Origin of the sequence: Bradyrhizobium cytisi (assembly GCF_008123515.1) — a bacterium.
GTDB lineage: Bacteria > Pseudomonadota > Alphaproteobacteria > Rhizobiales > Xanthobacteraceae > Bradyrhizobium > Bradyrhizobium cytisi.
On sequence record NZ_VSSR01000019.1, the window covers coordinates 103,102 to 122,409 of the forward strand.

At 64.6% G+C, this 19,308-nt stretch carries 13 protein-coding genes; 7 read left to right on the plus strand and 6 right to left on the minus strand.

The features are described from left to right. Window positions 1–274: 274 nt before the first annotated feature. Window positions 275–3,445 (minus strand): efflux RND transporter permease subunit, encoded by a 3,171-nt coding sequence (locus tag FXB38_RS11935; RefSeq protein ID WP_148751050.1) that lies wholly within the window; start codon window positions 3,443–3,445, stop codon window positions 275–277. Beyond that, window positions 3,442–4,659, minus strand: a complete 1,218-nt coding sequence (locus FXB38_RS11940) for an efflux RND transporter periplasmic adaptor subunit (RefSeq protein WP_187434818.1) — start codon at window positions 4,657–4,659, stop codon at window positions 3,442–3,444. The genes FXB38_RS11935 and FXB38_RS11940 overlap by 4 nt, the downstream gene beginning before the upstream one ends. A 391-nt stretch (window positions 4,660–5,050) precedes the next feature. Between FXB38_RS11940 and FXB38_RS11945 the strand changes: the two genes are divergently transcribed. The 7 genes from FXB38_RS11945 (at window position 5,051) to FXB38_RS11975 (ending at window position 13,603) form a co-directional block, all read left to right on the plus strand. Then, window positions 5,051–6,205 carry an iron-containing alcohol dehydrogenase gene (locus FXB38_RS11945; RefSeq protein WP_148751052.1) on the plus strand — a complete coding sequence of 385 codons (1,155 nt, stop codon included), beginning with the start codon at window positions 5,051–5,053 and terminating at the stop codon, window positions 6,203–6,205. 19 nt (window positions 6,206–6,224) lie between these two features. Continuing rightward, entirely contained in the window at window positions 6,225–7,775 is a 1,551-nt protein-coding gene (locus FXB38_RS11950; RefSeq protein WP_148751053.1) for an AMP-binding protein, read from the plus strand. A 160-nt stretch (window positions 7,776–7,935) separates the two neighbouring features. Further along, entirely contained in the window at window positions 7,936–9,534 is a 1,599-nt protein-coding gene (locus tag FXB38_RS11955) for an ABC transporter substrate-binding protein (RefSeq protein WP_148751054.1), read from the plus strand. Between the two features lie 43 nt (window positions 9,535–9,577). Continuing rightward, window positions 9,578–10,525, plus strand: coding sequence for an ABC transporter permease (locus FXB38_RS11960; RefSeq protein ID WP_148751055.1), 948 nt, complete (start codon window positions 9,578–9,580; stop codon window positions 10,523–10,525). Window positions 10,526–10,719: 194 nt separating this feature from the next. Beyond that, a complete protein-coding gene (locus FXB38_RS11965) occupies window positions 10,720–11,613 on the plus strand; it encodes an ABC transporter permease (RefSeq protein WP_187434819.1) in 894 nt (297 codons plus the stop codon). Next, entirely contained in the window at window positions 11,613–12,620 is a 1,008-nt protein-coding gene (locus tag FXB38_RS11970) for an ABC transporter ATP-binding protein (RefSeq protein WP_148751057.1), read from the plus strand. The genes FXB38_RS11965 and FXB38_RS11970 overlap by 1 nt, the downstream gene beginning before the upstream one ends. Beyond that, the gene (locus FXB38_RS11975; RefSeq protein WP_148751058.1) at window positions 12,617–13,603 is read left to right on the plus strand and encodes an ABC transporter ATP-binding protein; all 987 of its coding nucleotides are present in this window, start codon (window positions 12,617–12,619) and stop codon (window positions 13,601–13,603) included. The genes FXB38_RS11970 and FXB38_RS11975 overlap by 4 nt, the downstream gene beginning before the upstream one ends. Window positions 13,604–13,701: 98 nt before the next feature. Here the strand turns inward: FXB38_RS11975 and FXB38_RS11980 are convergent, their stop codons facing one another. The 4 genes from FXB38_RS11980 to FXB38_RS11995 all read right to left on the minus strand — a co-directional run bounded on the left by FXB38_RS11980 (window position 13,702) and on the right by FXB38_RS11995 (window position 19,262). Next, a complete protein-coding gene (locus FXB38_RS11980) occupies window positions 13,702–15,675 on the minus strand; it encodes an acetyl/propionyl/methylcrotonyl-CoA carboxylase subunit alpha (protein WP_148751059.1) in 1,974 nt (657 codons plus the stop codon). Continuing rightward, window positions 15,672–17,288, minus strand: coding sequence for an acyl-CoA carboxylase subunit beta (locus FXB38_RS11985; RefSeq protein WP_148751060.1), 1,617 nt, complete (start codon window positions 17,286–17,288; stop codon window positions 15,672–15,674). Before FXB38_RS11985 ends, FXB38_RS11980 begins: the two co-directional genes overlap by 4 nt. A gap of 107 nt (window positions 17,289–17,395) precedes the next feature. After that, entirely contained in the window at window positions 17,396–18,262 is an 867-nt protein-coding gene (locus FXB38_RS11990) for a beta-keto acid cleavage family enzyme (RefSeq protein WP_148751061.1), read from the minus strand. A 199-nt stretch (window positions 18,263–18,461) separates the two neighbouring features. Beyond that, on the minus strand, window positions 18,462–19,262 hold the full coding sequence (locus FXB38_RS11995; RefSeq protein ID WP_148751062.1) for a helix-turn-helix domain-containing protein: 801 nt from the start codon (window positions 19,260–19,262) through the stop codon (window positions 18,462–18,464). Window positions 19,263–19,308 lie beyond the last annotated feature (46 nt).

Below are 19,308 nucleotides of genomic sequence, written 5' to 3' on the forward strand. Positions count from 1 at the left end.
GAAATCGCGCGGAGTGTAATGAAGAAGACTGCCGCTGCCCATCGATTTTGCGTAGGTCGTTAGTATGGAGGTGGGTGCCACATTCTGCACTGTCGTCCCGGACAAGCGCAGCGAAGCGGAGCGCAGATCCGGGACCCATAGCCACAGGGAGAAGTTTGGCACGAAGCTGATAACTCCGAGTCTTCGCCAAATCTATTCCTGTGGTTATGGGTCCCGGCCTTCGCCGGGACGACGGCGAGAATGTGGATACGCCATTGGCAACGAGCGGCGCTTGTCAGCCCGCAGCCTCCACCTTCGGCTTCCCGTCGTTCCGCCCTTCCGCCAGGTTCCGCACCACCACATAGAAGATCGGCGTGAACAGCAGCCCGAACAGCGTGACGCCGATCATGCCGAAGAAGACGGCGACGCCGACGGCCTGACGCATCTCCGAGCCTGAACCGGACGAGATCACCAGCGGCAGCACGCCGAGGATGAACGCGAACGACGTCATCAGGATCGGTCGCAGCCGCAGGCGGCAGGCTTCGATCACCGCCTCCAGCCGCGGCTTGCCTTCGAGCTCGATATCGCGTGCGAACTCGACAATCAGGATCGCATTTTTCGCCGCCAATCCCACCAGCACGACGAAGCCGATCTGGGTGAGGATGTTGACGTCCTGGCCCATGATGCGCACGCCGATGGTGGCAGCGAGCAGGCACATCGGCACGATCAGGATCACCGCAAACGGCAAGGTCCAGCTGCCATATTGCGCGGCGAGCACGAGATAGACGAACAGCACGCAGATCGGGAAGATGTAGAGGCCGGCATTGCCGCCGGTGACCTGCTGATAGGACAGGTCGGTCCATTCGAAGGTGAAGCCGCTCGGCAAGGTATCGTCGGCGAGCTTCTTGATGGCGTTGAGCGCGGTGGTCGAGCTGGTGCCCGGCGCCGGCTCGCCCTGCAGCTCGGACGCCGCGTAGAGATTGTAGCGCGCGACGCGGTCGGGGCCCGAAACGTCTTTAAAGTCGACCACGCTGCCGAGCATCACCATGTCGCCGGAGGCATTTCGCGTGCGCAAGCGCGAGAGATCGGCGGGCTCTTTGCGGAACGGGAAATCAGCCTGCGCGGTGACGTGATAGGTGCGGCCGAACAGGTTGAAGTCGTTGACATAGGTCGATCCGAAATAGGTCTGGATCGTGTCGTTGATGTTGGCGATGGGCACGCCGAGCTTCTGCGCCTTGGTGCGGTCGATGTCGACGAACAGCTGCGGCGTATTGGCCGAGAACGGCGAGAACACCGTGGGGCCTAGGAGCAAGGGCGATTTGCGCGCGGCGGCGACGAGTTCGTCGGTTGCTGACGCCAGCAACTCGGGCCCGCGACCCTGGCGATCCTGGATGCGGATGGTGAAGCCGCCGCCGGTGCCGATGCCGGGCACGGCCGGCGGTGGAATGACGATGATGAACGCGCTCTGGATCGCGGCGAGACGCTTGCGCAACTCCGCCGTGATGGCGTTCGCCGTCAGCCCTTTCTTGATGCGCGCCTCTGGCTCATCGAACACCGGAAACAGCGCTGCCGCATTGCCGGCCTGCGTGCGCGTCGCGCCGGAGAAGCCGGCGAAGGCGGCAACGCGGATGATGCCCGGCGTATCCAGCGAGATCCGCTCGATCTCGCGCACGATCTCGGTGGTCCGCGCCAGCGACGCCGCGCCCGGCAATTGCACGGAGACGATGACGTAGCCGCGGTCCTGCGCGGGGATGAAGCCCTGCGACGTGGTCCCGATCAGCCATCCTGCGCTGCCGATCAGAACGACATAGATCAGGATCATCACCACCGAATGCCGGATCACGAAATTGGCGACACCAGCGTAGCCGTGTGCCAACCGGTCGAACACGCGGTTGAAGGCTCCCGTAAAGGCGTTCCAGCCGCGCGCGACCAGATTCCAGGCGGCGGGGGGCCGCTTCTCCTCATGGGGCGTCAAAATCTGCGAGGCCAGCGCCGGCGACAGCGTCAGCGAGCAGAAGCAGGAGATCGCGGTCGCAACCGCGATGGTCACAGCGAATTGCTGGAAGAACTGCCCGGATATGCCGCCCAGGAACGCCGTCGGCACGAACACCGCGCAGAGCACCAGTGCGATCGAGACCAGCGCGCCGCCGACCTCCTCCATCGTCTTCAGCGCGGCATCGCGCCGGCTCAAGCCGTGCTCGAGATGGCGTTCGACATTCTCGACCACGACGATGGCGTCGTCGACGACGATGCCGACGGCGAGCACGAGACCAAACAGCGTCAGATTGTTGATGGAGAAGCCGAGCGCCGCCATCACCGCGAAGGTGCCGACCAGCGACACTGGAATGGCGATGATCGGGATGATCGCAGGCCGCCATCCTTGCAGGAAAACCAGCACGACGACCACCACGAGCAGCATGGCCTCGTAGATGGTCTTGATCAGCTCATGGACGGACTGCGCGATGAACTCGGTCGGATTGTAGCCGATATTGTAGTCGAGCCCCTTCGGAAAGCTCTCCTTGAGCTTCGTCATGGTGTCGGAGATGTTCTTTGCCGTCGCGAGCGCGTTCGATCCCGGCCGCTGCGTCACCAGCATGGCGACCGCGGATTTGCGCAGCAGGAAGCTGTTGGTGGAATAGGCCAGCGCGCCGAGCTCGATGCGGGCGACGTCGCGCAGCCGAACCGTGCGGCCATCGGAGCCGGCCTTGATCAGGATGTCCTCGAACTGCCTCTGGTCCTTCAACCGTCCGGTGAAAACGAGGTTGGGCTGAAAGGCCCGGTCGGCGATCGGCGGCTCGGCGATCTGGCCGCCCGCAATCTGCACGTTCTGCGCACGGATCGCGGCCAGCACCTCGGTCGAAGTCAGGCCGAGATTGGCAATGCGATCAGGATCGAGCCACAGCCGCATCGAATAGTCGCGTGCGCCAAAGATCTGGATGTCGCCGACACCGTCGATGCGCAGCAGCTGGTCGCGGACCTGGAGCAGCGCGTAGTTGGAGATGTAGAGCTGGTCGAACGTGTCGTCGGGCGACAGCATGAACACGACCATCAAAATGTCAGGCGAGTTCTTGCGGGTGACGACGCCGTTGCGCTGCACCTCGTCCGGCAGCTGCGGCTGCGCGATCGCGACGCGGTTCTGCACCAGCACCTGCGCCTTGTCGAGATCGGTGCCCAGCTTGAAGGTCACGGTGATGGTAAGCTGGCCGTTCGAGGTCGCCTGGCTGTAGAGATACAGCATGTCCTCGACGCCGTTGATCTGCTGCTCGATCGGCGCGGCAACCGTGTCGGACACGGTTTGCGCCGAGGCGCCCGGATATTGCGTGGTGACGACGACCGTCGGCGGCACCACTTGCGGATATTCGGAGACCGGCAGCGTGGAGTAGGCGAGCGCGCCGACGATCAGGAGCACGATCGACAGCACCATCGCCAGGATGGGCTGGTTGATGGAGAGACGGCCAAGATTCATGACTTGTCACCAGCCTTGGCACCTGCCGGCGCCTGAGCGGCAGACGGGGCCACCTTGGCGCCGACGCGGGCGCGCTGGATGCCGTTGACGATGACGCGGTCCTCCGGCTTTAACCCTTCGCGGATCACGCGCAGGCCGTCATCGAGCGGCCCCAGCACCACGGGCCGCGCCTCGACGGTGTCGTCGGGCTTCACCACGAACACGATCTTACGCGACTGGTCGGTCGCGACCGCGACGTCGGGAACCAGCAGCGCCTCATAGGGCGCGCTGCCGATCAGGCGGACGCGGCCGAACTGGCCGGGCAGGATCGACAGATCGGTGTTCTTGACCACGGCGCGGCTGCGCAGCGTGCCCGTGGAGACATCGAGGCGATTGTCGAGGAAGTTGATGGCGCCGTCATGCGACGGTTTTGTCTCACCGGCCAGCGTCACCTGCACCGGGTTCGCGGTGTCGCGCGAGCTCGGACGGCGGCCTTCGAACCAGAGCCTGCTGTATTTGATGAAGGTCGTCTCATCCATGTCGAAATAGATGTAGATCGGGTCGAGCGAGACGATCGAGGTCAGGAGCGTCGACGTGCCAGTGTCGCTGCCCTGCACGAGATTGCCGGGGCTGACGAGATGGCGGCTGACGCGGCCGGTGAGCGGCGCGGTCACATGGGTGAACTCGATGTTAAGCCGGGCCGCCTTCAACGCGCCCTCGGCCTGAGTCTCGGCGGCGTGCGCGGCCTGCAGGGCCTGGCGGCGCTGGTCGACGACCTGCTCGGACACCGCGCTGGTCTGGACCAGGTTCAGGCCGCGATCGAGCTCGCGCTTGGCGAGCTCCACCTTGGCGCGGGCGTCGGAGAGCTGGCCGTCCGCCTGCTCGGCCACCGCCTCGAACGGGCGCGGGTCGATCACATAGAGCAGGTCGCCCTGATGCACGATCGCGCCGTCCTGGAACTCGACGGAGTTGACGAAGCCGCCGACGCGGGGGCGCACCTGCACCTCCTCGACCGCCTCGAACCGGCCGGTGTACTCGTCCCAATCGGTGACGGTGCGCTTGACCGGCTGGGCGACCGTCACCGGCGGAGGTGTCGGCGCGGCCGCTTGCGAGGCCGGTTGTCCGCAACCACTGAGCGCGAACGCGGCTGCGAGAAGGCCGGCTATGGCATAAGGCCGGGGCTGAACGAAATCGTGCGTTTTGACAGATTGCTCGCTTCCGTCCGGTCCAGTCATCCCAGGTCCTCGCATCAAAGCCGCGGAAATTGCAGGGTACTCGCTGACCCGCGGGCGCCACAAGATGGGTGGCGATCATGAACTCTTCAAGACCAAAGCGCGGGCAATGCTCGGCACGGTGCCCTGGCCGGATGACGGGTTGACAGGTCCTTCTTCGCCTCTCCCCGCCTGCGGGGAGAGGCCGGATCGCGAACGCGATCCGGGTGAGGGGAGCCTCCGCGAGTCCGACTGCCACCGCGATTGTTGAGACAGCCCCTCACCCCAACCCTCTCCCCGTAAGAACGGGGAGAGGGAGAGAAAAGAGACCAGCATCTTCGCACATGACGGGGGCGGCGGGCTCGGCTAGATTAGCCCTTACAAAACAAGACGGAATTGTCCGGGGAGGACAGGCGTGCATCAGGGACGTGTCGTTTACGGCGCGATCGAGGAGGTCGTGTTCGGCCATCCGGCGGCTGAGGCCGTTGTCGCGCAGATGGACCGGCTGGGGACGCTTCGGGCCTTCCTGATGGTCTCGGGCACGCTGAACCGGCAGACCGACGAGATCGCAAAAATCGTCCAGGCGCTAGGCGCCCGCTGCGCCGGGCTGTTCGACGCGATGCCGGCACACACGCCGCGCGAGGCGGTGATCGCGGCCACCAATGCGGCGCGCCAGGCCGGCGCGGACCTGATCGTCACCGTGGGCGGCGGCTCGATCACCGATGGCGCCAAGGCGGTGCAGCTTTGCCTCGCCAATGGCATCGACGATATCGACGGCATCGAGCGTATCCGCGTGCACAAGGGCGTCGCACCGGAGATGACGCCGCCGACCGTGCGCCAGATCAGCGTGCCGACCACGATTGCCGGCGGCGAGTTCTCGTCGATCGCGGGCGTCACCGACCGCAGCACGCATGTGAAGCAGATGCTGCGGCATCCGCTCGCCGTGCCGCGCGCGACAATCCTCGATCCCGCCATCACCGTGCACACGCCGGAATGGTTGTTTCTCTCGACCGGCATCCGCGCCATCGATCACTGCGTCGAGGCAATCTGCTCGCGCGAGACCCACCCTTATGCCGACGCGCAATCGGTGAAGGGCCTCGCCATGCTCGCCGATGCGCTGCCGCGGGTGAAGGCCGATCCCGCCGATCTCGACGCGCGGATGGATGCGCAGATCGGCACCTGGCTGTCGATGGGCGCGCTCGCCGCCGGCGTGCCGATGGGGGCGAGCCACGGCATCGGTTATGTCCTGGGTGCCGCCTTCGACGTACCGCACGGCTACACCTCCTGCATTATGCTGCCGGCGGTGATACGCTGGAATGCGCGCGACAATGCCGAGCGCCAGATGATCGTCGCCGCCGCCATGGGCTTCCCCGGCCACAACGCCGCCGACGTGCTCGATGCCTTCATCCGCTCGCTCGGCATGCCGCGCAGCCTCGCCGACGTCCGCGTCTCGCCCGAGCATTTCGACGCCATTGCCGAGCAGGCGATGCGCACGAACTGGATCCCGCGCAATCCGCGCAAGATCGAGAGCCCGGCGCAGGTGCGCGAAATCCTGCTTCTCGCCGCATGATTTTCAAGCCGGAGGACTGATGTATCCAGGTCAGCATGCCCGTCTACGCCCGCTGCAACCCGCCTTCATCATGGCGGCGACGGGCGAGGCCGTCACGTATCGCGAGCTGGAGGCACGTAGCAATCGCCTCGCGCATCTGCTTCGCAAGCATGGCTTGAGGCGGCTCGATCACTACTCGATCTTCATGGAGAACAATTCCCGCTATCTCGAAGCCTGCGGCGCCGGCGAGCGGTCGGGGCTTTACTACACCTGCATCAACTCCTTCCTGACGCCTGGCGAGCTCGCCTATCTCCTCGTCAACAGCCAGTCCAAGATCCTGATCACGTCCGTTGCAAAGCTCGACATCGCGCGGGAGGCAATCCAGGCCTGCCCCGACATCAAGCTCTGCATCGTCGCCGATGGCCCCGGCGAGAGTGACCGCATCGTTGGGCTCGCGGATGTCACCGCCGATCTGCCGAAGACGCCGATTGCGGATGAGTGGCTCGGCACCTCCATGCTCTATTCGTCGGGCACGACGGGTCGCCCCAAGGGCATTATTCGCCCGCTTCCCGAGGAGCCGCCAAAGCACAATCTGACGCTGTTCGACTTCCTCACCAAACTTTGGCACTACCGCGAGGGCATGGTCTATCTGTCGCCGGCGCCGCTCTATCACTCGGCGCCGCAGGCTGCCGTCAATCTGACGATCCGCATGGGCGGCACCGTGGTCATCATGGAGAATTTCGACCCCGAGCGTTACCTCCAGCTCGTGCAACAATGGGGCATCACCCACAGCCAGCTGGTGCCGACGATGTTCTCGCGGATGCTAAAGCTGCCGGAGGACGTACGCGGCCGCTACGACCTCTCATCGCTCGAGATTGCGATCCACGCCGCCGCGCCCTGCCCGGCGCTGGTGAAGGACGACATCATCAAATGGTGGGGGCCGATCATCCACGAATATTACGGCGCGACCGAAGGCCTCGGCTTTACCGCCTGCAACAGCCAGGAGTGGCTTAGCCACCGCGGCACCGTCGGCAAGGTGCTGCTCGGCGACCTCCACATTCTCGACGAGAACATGCAGCCGTGCCCGACCGGCACGCCCGGCCAGGTCTGGTTCAAGACGGGATCGCCGTTTGAGTATTTCAACGACCCGGAGAAGACCAGGGAGGCGCGCTCGGCCGACGGCAGCATGAGCACGGTCGGGGATGTCGGCTATGTCGACGAGGATCGCTTCCTCTATCTCACCGACCGCGCCACCTTCATGATCATCTCCGGCGGCGTGAACATCTATCCGCAGGAATGCGAGAATCTGCTGATCACCCATCCGAAGGTCGCGGATGCCGCGGTGTTCGGCGTGCCCAATGCCGATCTCGGCGAGGAGGTGAAGGCGGTGGTGCAGCCGATGCCGGGCGTGATGCCCGACGAGGCGCTCGCCGAGGAGTTGATCGCCTTCTGCGCGGCATCGCTGTCGCGGCAGAAGGTGCCGCGGTCAGTCGATTTCGAGAAGGAGTTGCCGCGCCTGCCGACGGGGAAACTCTACAAGCGGCTGCTGCGGGACCGGTATTGGGGCAACAAGACGTCACGGATCATGTGAGCGGAGGAACCTTTCTCACCTTGTGAGAGAAACACCCCTGCGGCCTTTCGTCATCCGAATTGCCAAGAGAGCAAGCGGCCTTGCCGGTTGCCTCGCTCGGCGCGCGTCGCTATCGTCCTGACAAACGGCCACAAAAGGCCGATGTCCAGGGAGACCGAGGATGCGGAGCGTGTGGGCGCTCGCCGCGAGGGCGGCGCTATGTTTGCTGGCGTTTTCGACCGCGAGCTTCGCCGGCGAGCCCAAGCAGGGCGGCATTTTGCGGATGTACCACCGCGACAGCCCGGCGAACGCCTCCATCCTTGAGGGTGCGACCTATTCGGTCAATGTGCCGTTCATGGGAGTGTTCAACAATCTTGTCATCTACGACCAGCACATGGCGCAGAACAGTCCTGACAGCATCAGGCCGGAGCTGGCCGAGAGTTGGACGTGGAGCGGCGACTACAAGAAGCTGACGTTCAAGCTGCGCCAGAGCGTCAAGTGGCATGACGGCAAGCCATTCACATCGGCTGACGTCAAATGCTCCTTCGATCTGCTCATGGGAAAATCGCAGCAGAAGCTTCGACAAAATCCACGGAAGACCTGGTACAGCGAGGTCAACGACGTCACGCCCAATGGCGATTTCGAGGTGTCCTTCGACCTGAAGCGGCCGCAACCCTCGCTATTGGCGATGCTCGCCTCCGGCTACACGCCGGTCTATCCCTGCCATGTCTCGCCGGCAGAGATGCGCACCCATCCGATCGGGACCGGGCCATTCAAATTCGTCGAGTTCAAGGCCAATGAATCGATCAAGCTTGTTCGAAATCCGGACTACTGGAAGAAGGGACTGCCGTATCTCGACGGCATCGAGTACACGATCATCACCAACCGCTCGACCGCGATTCTTGCCTTCGTCGCCGGAAAGTTCGACATGACCTTCCCGACACATATCACCATCCCGCTCCTCAAGGATATCAAATCGCAGGCGCCGAACGCAGTTTGCGTCGTCGAACCGACCAACGTTTCGACCAACATCATCGTCAATTCGACCGCGCCGCCATTCGACAACATTGACATCCGCCGCGCGATGGCGCTGGCACTCGATCGCAAGGCCTTCGTCAACATCCTGTTCGAAGGCCAGGCCGATATCGGTGGCACTATGCTGCCTCCGCCGCAAGGCATCTGGGGCATGCCCAAGGACAGGCTTGAAACCATTCCGGGCTATGGCCCGGACGTGAATGCGAACCGCGATGAAGCGAAGAAGCTGATGCAGAAGGCGGGCTACGGCCCCGACAAGCATCTCGCGGTGAAGGTTTCGACGCGCAATCTCGCGGAATATCGCGATCCCGCGGTGATCCTGATCGACCAACTCAAGAGCATCTATATCGACGGCGAGCTCGACGTGGTGGAGACCGCGAACTGGTTCCCGAAAGTCGCGCGGAAGGATTACATGCTCGGGCTCAATCTGACCGGCAACGCCGTCGACGATCCGGACCAGTCATTCTACGAGAACTATTCCTGCGGCTCCGAGCGAAATTATACCAATTACTGCAACAAGGAGATCGAAAAGCTGTTCGACCTGCAGTCGCAGGAGACCGACGTTAACAAACGCAAGCAACTGGTCTGGGACATCGACAAGAAGCTACAGGAAGACGTGGCCCGCCCCATCATCTTCCATGCGCGGGCCGGCACCTGCTGGCAGCCTTATGTGAAGGGGGTCACGATCATGTCGAACAGCTCCTACAACGGCTTTCGCTACGAGGACGTGTGGCTGGACAAGTAGCGCAAGCCAGGCAAACGACTAGCAGGCTCGACGGAGGCGGGTGATGTTTGCCTATCTGGTGCGGCGCCTGTTCCTGATGCTCGTGACCCTGTTCGGGATCTCGGTCGTCATCTTCTTCCTGTTGCGCATCGTGCCCGGCAACATCGTCGACATCCTGTTCGCGGCGGCCGGCTACGTCGATCCCGCCGACAAGGCCAATCTGGAGAAGGAGCTCGGCATCGACCAGCCGTTGGTAGTGCAATATCTGCACTGGATCGGCGGCTTCCTGCGCGGCGACTTCGGTTACTCCTACGTCTCGGAGAAGCCGGCGCTTCAGGAGATCCTGCCGCGGATTCCGATCACCGCGCGGCTCGCTGGCCTCGCGCTGCTGTTCTCGGCCTCGATCGGCATTCCGCTTGGCGTCATCAGCGCGGTCAAGCAAGGCACTCGGCTCGACTACACGCTACGTGTGGTGAGCTTGAGCGGACTGTCGCTGCCCTCGTTCTGGCTCGGCCTGCTGATCCTCACCGCCTCGGTGGCGATGTTCGGCCAGATCCCGATCTTCAACCCCAATCCGGCCACGTGGCTCGAAGCTTTCGCGACCTATGCGGTGCCCGCGGCCGCCGTTGGCTTCCGCAGCGCCGCGTTGACGATGCGCATCACGCGATCCTCGATGCTGGAGGTGCTGCGACAGGACTATATCCGCACCGCCCGCGCCAAGGGCGCCTCCGACGCCGCGGTGAACTACCGACATGCGCTGAAGAACGCGATTCTGCCTGTCATCACCGTGATCGGCATCGAAGCGGCGTTCCTGATCGGCGGCCTGATCGTCACAGAGACGGTGTTCAACATTCCAGGCGTCGCCCGCTTCCTGGTCGAGGCGATCCGCTGGCGGGATTATCCGATCGTGCAGAACCTCGTGATGCTGATTGCCGTCGTGGTGGTGAGCGCGAATTTCATCGTCGACATGCTCTACGCGGTGTTCGACCCGCGTATCAGATACACGGATTGATTGGATGATCTTTGCTCGCAGAGTGCGCGTAGCCCTCCTCACCTCTCCCCGCCTGCGGGGAGAGGTCGGATTGCATCGCAGATGCAATCCGGGTGAGGGGGACTCTCCGCGAGTCCATCTCTCACCACCCCCGAGGAGACTCCCCCTCACCCCAACCCTCTCCCCGCAAGCGGGGCGAGGGGGCAGGTAGCGACATGGCCGCGATCGATTTTGACGTTGAATTGAGGCGGGCCGGCGCACATGCGACCGTCGGCTGGCGGCGCGTGCTCTTTCTGGCGCAGCGGCATGTGCTGGGTGCGGCCGGCCTTACTATCATGATCGTGTTCGTGCTCACCGCGATCTTTGCCGACTTCATCGCACGTTATGATCCGCTGACCGTCGATTCCGCCCACGCGCTGATGCGCCCGAGTCTCGTCCACTGGATGGGCACGGATTCGTTCGGTCGCGACGTGTTCAGCCGCATCATCCATGGCGCGCGGATTTCACTCGCGGTCGGGATCGGCTCGACCGCGCTCGGCGGCACGATCGGCGTGATCGTCGGTCTGACCTCCGGCTATCTCTCCGGCTGGGTCGATCTCGTGTTCCAGCGCGTCTCCGACATCTTGCAGGCGCTGCCGCTGCTGGTTCTGGCCCTGATCATGACGGCGGCACTCGGCCCATCCCTGCCGAATGTCATCCTCGCGATTGCCATTCCGCTGATCCCGACCGTCTCACGCGTCACCCGCGCCAACACGCTGGCGCTGCGCGAGCAACCGTTCGTGGAGGCAGCGAAATCGATCGGCATGAGCGAGGCGCGGATCGCGCTTCGCCACGTGCTGCCGAACACGCTGGCGCCGCTGATCGTGCTCGCGACCGCCCAGCTCGGCTCAACCATTTTGACCGAAGCCTCGCTCTCCTTCCTCGGTCTCGGCATTCCCGAGCCTTATCCGTCATGGGGCCGCATGCTGTCGGAATCCGCCGCCGAATATGTCCGCACCGCGCCGTGGCTGGTGATCTTCCCGGGTATCGCGATCAGCCTCGCCGTGTTCGGCGCCAATCTGTTCGGCGACGCCCTGCGCGACATCCTCGATCCCCGGCAGCGCGGCTGATGACTGACACCTCCAATCTCGTGCTCGAGGTGAAGAACCTGAAGACGGTGTTCTTCACCAACTCCGGCCTGTTCAAGGCGGTCGACGACGTATCCTTCACCGTGAGCCGTGGCGAGACGCTCGCAATCGTAGGCGAATCCGGTTGCGGCAAGAGCGTCACCGCGCTCTCCCTGATGCGGCTGGTGCCCGATCCGCCCGGGCGCATTGTCGGCGGCAGCGTCACGCTCGAAGGCTCCGATCTGCTGGCGCTGAACGAAGCCGGGATGCGCAAGATCCGGGGCAATCGCATCTCCATGATCTTCCAGGAGCCGATGACCTCGCTCAATCCGGTGATGCGGATCGGCGACCAGATCGTGGAAGCGGTGCGGCTGCACCGGAACGTATCCTCGAAGGAGGCGCAGACCATCGCGGTCGAGATGCTGCGGCTGGTGCGCATCCCTGAGCCCGTGCGGCGCGCGCGGGAATATCCGCATCAGCTCTCCGGCGGCATGCGCCAGCGTGCGATGATCGCGATGGCGCTGGCGTGCCGGCCGGCTTTGCTGATCGCGGACGAGCCGACCACCGCGCTCGACGTCACCATCCAGGCACAGATTCTGGCGCTGATCCTCGATCTGCAGAAGGAGCTCGGCACCGGCCTCGTGCTGATCACGCATGACCTCGGCGTCGTCGCACAGACCGCGCAGCGCGTGATCGTGATGTATGCGGGCCGCAAGGTCGAGGAAGCCAGTGTCGAGGCGCTGTTCGCGGCGCCAAAACATCCCTACACGCGCGGACTGATGGCCTCGATCCCCGCGGTGCCGGCCTCTGGTGTTGCCGCGCAGGAGCGGCTGAACGAAATTCCCGGCACCGTGCCGTCGCTGGTGCGGCTGCCGCCGGGGTGCGCTTTTGCACCGCGATGCAAGCTCGCAATCAAGCGCTGCGAGGCCGAATACCCGCCGCTTGCAGATTGGGGCGGCGGCCATCTCGCCGCTTGCTGGCGTGCAGCCGAAGTGGCGGAGGTGGCATGACCGGGCCGCTTCTCGAAGTCACCGATCTGATGAAGCATTATCCCGTGCGCGCCGGTGTGTTGCGCCGGCAGGTCGGCACGGTGCATGCCGTCGACGGTGTCTCTTTCTCGGTTGGTGTCGGCGAGACGCTCGGCCTCGTCGGCGAATCCGGCTGCGGCAAGTCGACGGTGGCGCGCAGCGTGCTGCGCTTGGTCGAGCCGACATCGGGCCAGATCCGTCTCGACGGCGAAGACATCACCCATCTCTCCAAGACGGAGCTCAGGCCGCATCGTCGCTCGATGCAGATCGTATTCCAGGATCCGTTCGCCTCGCTCAATCCACGCATGACTGCAGGCGATATCGTCGGCGAGCCGCTCGCCGTGCATGGCCTCGGCGCCGGCAAGGCGCTGGAGGCGCGCGTCGAAAAGCTGTTCGAGCAGGTGGGCCTCCGGCCCGACCAGATGCGCAATTTTCCGCATCAATTCTCCGGCGGCCAGCGCCAGCGCATCTGCATCGCGCGGGCGCTCGCGCTGGACCCGCGCCTGATAGTCTGCGACGAACCTGTCTCCGCGCTCGATGTCTCAATCCAGGCGCAGGTGATCAATCTGCTGATCGACCTGCAAAAGCAACACGGCTTCTCCTATCTCTTCATCGCGCACGACCTCGCCGTGGTCGCCCATATCAGCCACCGCGTCGCGGTGATGTATCTCGGCCGCATCGTCGAGATCGCCGGCAAGGACGAACTGTTCCGCAACCCGCGCCATCCCTACACACAGGCCCTGCTCGCCTCCGTGCCGGTCGCCAATCCGCTGGCGAAGAAGCTCGCGCCGCTGGTCGACGGCGACGTGCCGAGCCCGGTCAATCCGCCGCCCGGCTGCGCGTTTCACACGCGCTGCCGGTTTGCGATGGAGCGGTGCAGAACGGAGCGGCCGGTGCTGATGGACGCAGGCGACGGGCATCAGGTGGCGTGCTTGTTGAATGAGGGAACGGGGCGAAGTGCCTAAGTCTCGTGTCCCCGCGAAAGCGGGGACCCAGGGCCACACGGGAACGCGCTGAGGTATGGGTCCCGGCTCGCGCTTCGCGCGTCCGGGACACGAGAAAGTTACACCCCGATCTCCGCCACGATCCTGCCCGTCGTGACCTGCTCACCCTCGGCGACGTCGATCGCCGAAACCACGCCGTCGATGCCAGCCTTGTGGACGTGCTCCATCTTCATCGCCTCCAGCGTCATCACCGGCTGGCCCGCGGTGACGCGGTCGCCCGGCTTGACCAAAACAGCGACGACGCGCCCGTTCATCGCGGCGCGGACTTTGCCGTCGCCGCCATTGCTTGCTGCGGCCTTCGGCGCGGCGAGGGTTAGATCGGTCACCGCGAGCGGGATGCCGCGGTGCTGGAGGTAGAGCCGATCGCCGTCGCGCAGGAATTTTGCGCTGTCCATCACGCCATCGTGGCGGAAGCGGATCGTGTCAGGATCGAGTTGCTCGATCTCGAACTTGTCCTGGCGACCGCCGGTGGCGACGGTGTAGCTGCCATCGCGCTCACGCGTGACGTCGAGCTCAAGCACGTGACCCGCGATCTCGATTTTCGCCGGGAGCGGGAACGTTGCCGACAAGCTCCGGCCGCTGCGCCACGACGGCGCGCGCGGATTTGTAACGTAGAGCAGCAGGCCCGCCAGCGCCGTATCGAATGCGGCGTCCGCGCGCGGCGCGAGCAGCTCTTCGCGATGCGTGCCAATGAATGCCGTCGTCGCCTCCCCCCTGGTAAACCCAGGATGGCGCAAACACGACATCAGGAACGCCTGATTGGTGGTCACACCAAGCGCCGTGAGCTGCTCCAGGCCGACGATCAGCCGCCCTCTCGCTTCCTCGCGCGTGGCGCCGTGGCTGATCACCTTGGCGATCATGGAATCGTAGAACGGCGGGATCTCCGAGCCTGATTGCAGCGCGTGCTCAACACGGATGCCATCAGGCACCTGCCAGCGCGCCATGCGGCCGGACTGCGGCATGAAATCCTGCGCGGCATCTTCCGAGCAGAGCCGCACCTCGATGGCATGACCTGCGAACTTGACGTCCTGCTGCTTCACGGTGAGCTGCTCGCCGCGCGCGACGCGCAGTTGCAGCTCGACCAGATCGAGCCCGGTGATCGCTTCGGTCACGGGATGCTCGACCTGAAGGCGCGTGTTCATCTCCATGAAATAGAATTCGCCGCGCTCGTCCAGCAGGAACTCCAGCGTGCCCGCGCCCTCGTAACGCAGCGCCTTCACGGCGGCGACGGCGACCTCACCCATTCTCGCACGCAACTCCGGCGTCACCGCGGGCGATGGCGCTTCCTCGATCAGCTTCTGGTGCCGCCGCTGCACCGAGCAGTCGCGCTCCCCGAGGTGGATGGCGTTGCCGTGGCTGTCGCCGAACACCTGGATCTCGATGTGCCGGGGATTGCGGATCGCGCGCTCGATAATGACGGTGGGATCGCCGAACGCCGCCTCCGCTTCCGACCGCGCGCTACGCAGCGCATCGGCGAAGCATGCGGCGCTGGTCACGAGCCGCATGCCGCGGCCGCCACCACCGGCAACCGCCTTGATCATCACGGGGAAGCCAGTCTTTTTGGCTTCCGCGAGCATGGCCTCGTCGCCCTGGTCGGCACCCTGATAGCCGGGAACGATAGGAACGCCGGCCTTCTTCATGATCTCCTTGGCGCCGGCCTTGTTGCCCATGGCCGCGATCGCCTGCGGCGACGGGCCGATAAAGACGAGGCCGGCATCCTTGCAGGCCTGCGCAAACTCCTCGTTCTCGGCCAGGAAGCCGTAGCCGGGATGCACAGCATCCGCGCCGCTCACCCTGGCCGCCGCGATGATCGCGGGAATGTTGAGATAGGATTGCGCCGGCAGGGCTTCGCCGATCCGCACCGCCTGATCGGCCTGCCGCACATGAAGCGCATCGCGATCCGCATCCGAATAGACGGCGACGACACTGAGGCCGAGCTGCCGCGCGCTGCGCATCACGCGCAGCGCGATCTCGCCGCGATTGGCGACTAGGATCTTGAAGAACGGCCGGTGCTGCACTGATCCGTTCCTCATGGGCGGGCCACCGAGAATTGCATGCGGTGGGGCGTGCGCGAATCGCCCTCGCGGCAGATCGCGAGCACTTCGGACAGCACTGCGCGGGTGTCGCGCGGATCGATCACACCGTCGTCGAGCACGCGGGCGCTGGTCGAGAACACGTCCATCTGGCCGTCGAACACGCCGACGATCTGCGCCTTCATCGCATCGAGCCTGTCCTTCTCGACCGGCTTGCCGCGGCGCGCGGCGGCGGCTTCCGTCACGATGGCCATGGTCTCGGCGGCCTGCTCGCCGCCCATCACTGCGGTCTTGGCATTGGGCCAGGAGAAGCAGAAGCGCGGATGGAAGCCGCGCCCGCACATGCCGTAATTGCCGGCGCCGAACGAGGCGCCGCAATAGATGGTGATCTGCGGCACCGTCGCCGAGGTCACTGCCTGGATCATCTTGGAGCCGTGCTTGATCATGCCGGCTTCTTCATAGGCCTTGCCGACCATGTAGCCGGTGGTGTTGTTGAGGTAGAGGATGGGCGTGCGGGTCTGGCAGCAGGCCTGGATGAAATGCACCGCCTTGTTGGCGCCGGCCGGATCGAGCGGACCATTGTTGGTGATGATGCCGATCGCCCGGCCCTCGATGCGGGCATGGCCGCAGACGGTCGCCGGGCCGTAGTTCGGCGCCATCTCGGTGAAGTCGGAATCATCGACGATGCGCGCGATCACCTGCTTCATGTCCACGGAGCGCTTGTGGTCCATCGGCATGATGCCGAGCAGTTCGTCCTGATCGTAGCGCGGCGGCTTGAATTCTGACGGCGCCCTGCCCGGCCGCTCCCATTCCAGCGCCGCCATGATCTCGCGCGCAATCCGAAGTGCATCGCGATCGTCCTCCGCGAGATAGTCGCCGAGGCCGGAGATTTGCGTGTGCATCTCGGCGCCGCCGAGCTCTTCCTCGGTCGCGATCTCGCCGGTCGCAGCCGTCAGCAGCGGCGGCCCGGCGAGGAACGCACGGGTGCGGCCGCGCACCATGACGATGTAGTCGGAGAGGCCTGTCTGGTAGGCGCCGCCGGCGGTGGATGAACCGTGCGTGACGGTGACGACCGGCAACCCCGTCGCCGACAGCCGTGCGAGATTGCGAAAGATGTTGCCGCCGCGGACAAAGTCCTCGACGCGATAGCGCAGCAGATTGGCGCCGGCGCTCTCGACGAGCTGGACGTAAGGCAGCTTGTTCTCCAGCGCGAGCTCCTGCACCCGCAGCGTCTTGTCGAGGCCGTAGGGCTGCAGCGCGCCGGCGTCGATGCCGGCATCGTTGGCGCTGACCATGCAGCGGATGCCCGAAACGAAGCCGATGCCGGCGATGACGCCACCGCCGGGCACGCTCTTGGCCGCATCCGGCACATCGAACATGTAGCCGGCGAGCGTCGACAGCTCAATAAAGGGTGCACCGGGATCGAGCACCAGCGCGACGCGCTCGCGCGGCAGCAGCTGGCCGCGCTTGTGAAAGCGGTCCTTTGCCGCGGCGGATGCCGCGCGCGTGCGCTCCTCCAGCGCGCGCATGCGGTCGATCAGCGCGAGCATGCCGTCACGGTTGACGTGGTAGGCGGCGCTGCCGGGGGAAATGGTGTTTTCGAGAATGGACATGACAGTTTCCTGCTCGTCATTGCGAGCGAAGCGAAGCAATCCAGACTGTCACCGCGGAAGGATTCTGGATTGCTTCGCTGCGCTCGCTGTGACGGGTGAGGCGATAGCTAGCGATTCGTTCCAAAGATCTTCCGCGCCTCGGCAGGGCTTGCGAGCTCGCGGCCGGCACGGCGGGCGCAGGCGGCGATGGCCTCGATCAGCTGGCCGTTCGACGTCACCTTCTTGCCGTCGGCGAGATAGAAGGCATCCTCTAGGCCCGTGCGCAGATGTCCGCCGAGCTCGGCGCAGCGTTGGTGCAGCGGCCAGATCTCCTCGCGGCCGATCGCCGTGACCTGAAAATGCGCTTCGGGCCGCTTCAGCTTGATCAGGATCGGCAGCAGATCGGGATCCGAAGGCATCCCCGAGGCGACGCCCATCACAAAGTTATACTCGAACGGGCCCTTGTACATGCCGACCTGATGGTACATGCCGACACAACGGACGATGCCGACGTCAAAACATTCGAACTCGGGGATGGTGCCGACCGCGTTCATGACGTCGAGATAGTCCTTCACCTTCTCGACCGCGTTGTCGAACATCATCGGCGGCCAGGCCCAGGTATTGTCGGCCTTCACCTTCAGATAATTCAGCGAGCCGGCGTTGCAGGCGGCGATTTCCGGCTTGGTCTCGCGGATACAATCCAGCGCGCCAGAGTAGTTCGGCCCTGAGACGCCCGAAGTGTGGTTGATGATGACGCCGGGACAGGCTTCGCGGATCGCCTGCTGGATCTCCTTGCTGACGGCCACATCCCAGGACGGCAGATGCCCCTTGTCCGGCGCCTGCTGGCGCAAATGGATGTGCATGATGCTGGCGCCCGCATCGAACGCAGCCTTGGCCTCGCGCGCCATCTGCTCGGGCGTCACGGGCACGTTGTGCTGCTTGGGGTCGGTGAGCACGCCGTTCAGCGCGCAGGTGATGACGGCCTTGTCGCTCATACCACTGATGTCTCGCACGTTGAGAATTCAACGTTGGCGATCATGTGATGAGCGGCATGCGGCTTCTTGCGCGGAGAAGCTAGCTAAGCGCGAGCTATCGTAGGGTGCGCAAAGGCGCTCTTGCGCCGTGCCCACCATGTTTCGAGGCTCGATGAAGATGGCGGGCACGCTTCGCTTTGCCCACCCTACGAGAGCGTTGTCAGCTCGCCTCCGCCAGCCGCACCGTCTCGCTGCTGCGATAGATCGCGAGATCGCGCGAGCCGACGAAGATCGCGCGCGGCTTCAATCCGTAGAAGCGGCGGATCGAATGGCTGAAATGGGTGCTATCGGGATAGCCGATGTCCTGTGCGAGATGAGCCAGGTTGAGATCCTGGTTGGCGAAGTGCAGCAGATGCCGCGCGCGCTTCCAGGCCCGGAAGGAGCGGAACGAGATGCCGGTCTCTTCCTTGAACAGATGCAGGAAGCGCGAGGCTGAAAGACCAGCTTCGGCCGCGCAAGTATCTGCGGTGACGGGCTCGCCCGAAAACCGCTCGATGCGGGCGACGGCGCGCGTCACGCGCGGGTCGAGCACGCGGCGCGGCAGCGCCTTGCCAAAGCACATCTCGTCGAATTCAGCGGTATTGATGTCGCCATACCGGCGCTGGCGCAGCAGCGCGTAGGCAGCGAGGATCTTTCGGGCATAGACCGCGCGGTCCGGTCCCATCAGTCGCTGGGCCAAAGCCTCGATCACGCCATCCGGCATGCTTTCCGGCTCGAGCGTCACGCTGATTGCAGTGCGGTAATCGCCGGCGATGGAATGCCGCTGATTCGGCAGGGTGACGAACAGTTCGGCGGTCGCGAGGACGTCGTCGATGGTCAGATGCAGGCTGCCTTTCACCGCGACATAGACGTGGCAGCAGCCCGGGGTCCGCTTGCGTGGGCGGCCGAGCAGACCGGCATAGAACACCCGCTCGGGCGTGATCAGCATCAGATGGTCGGATTCGCGACCGTTATCTTCCATTGGGATCCTCCTCGCGCGGCTCTCTGGCCGCTGCGGACGGAGGTCA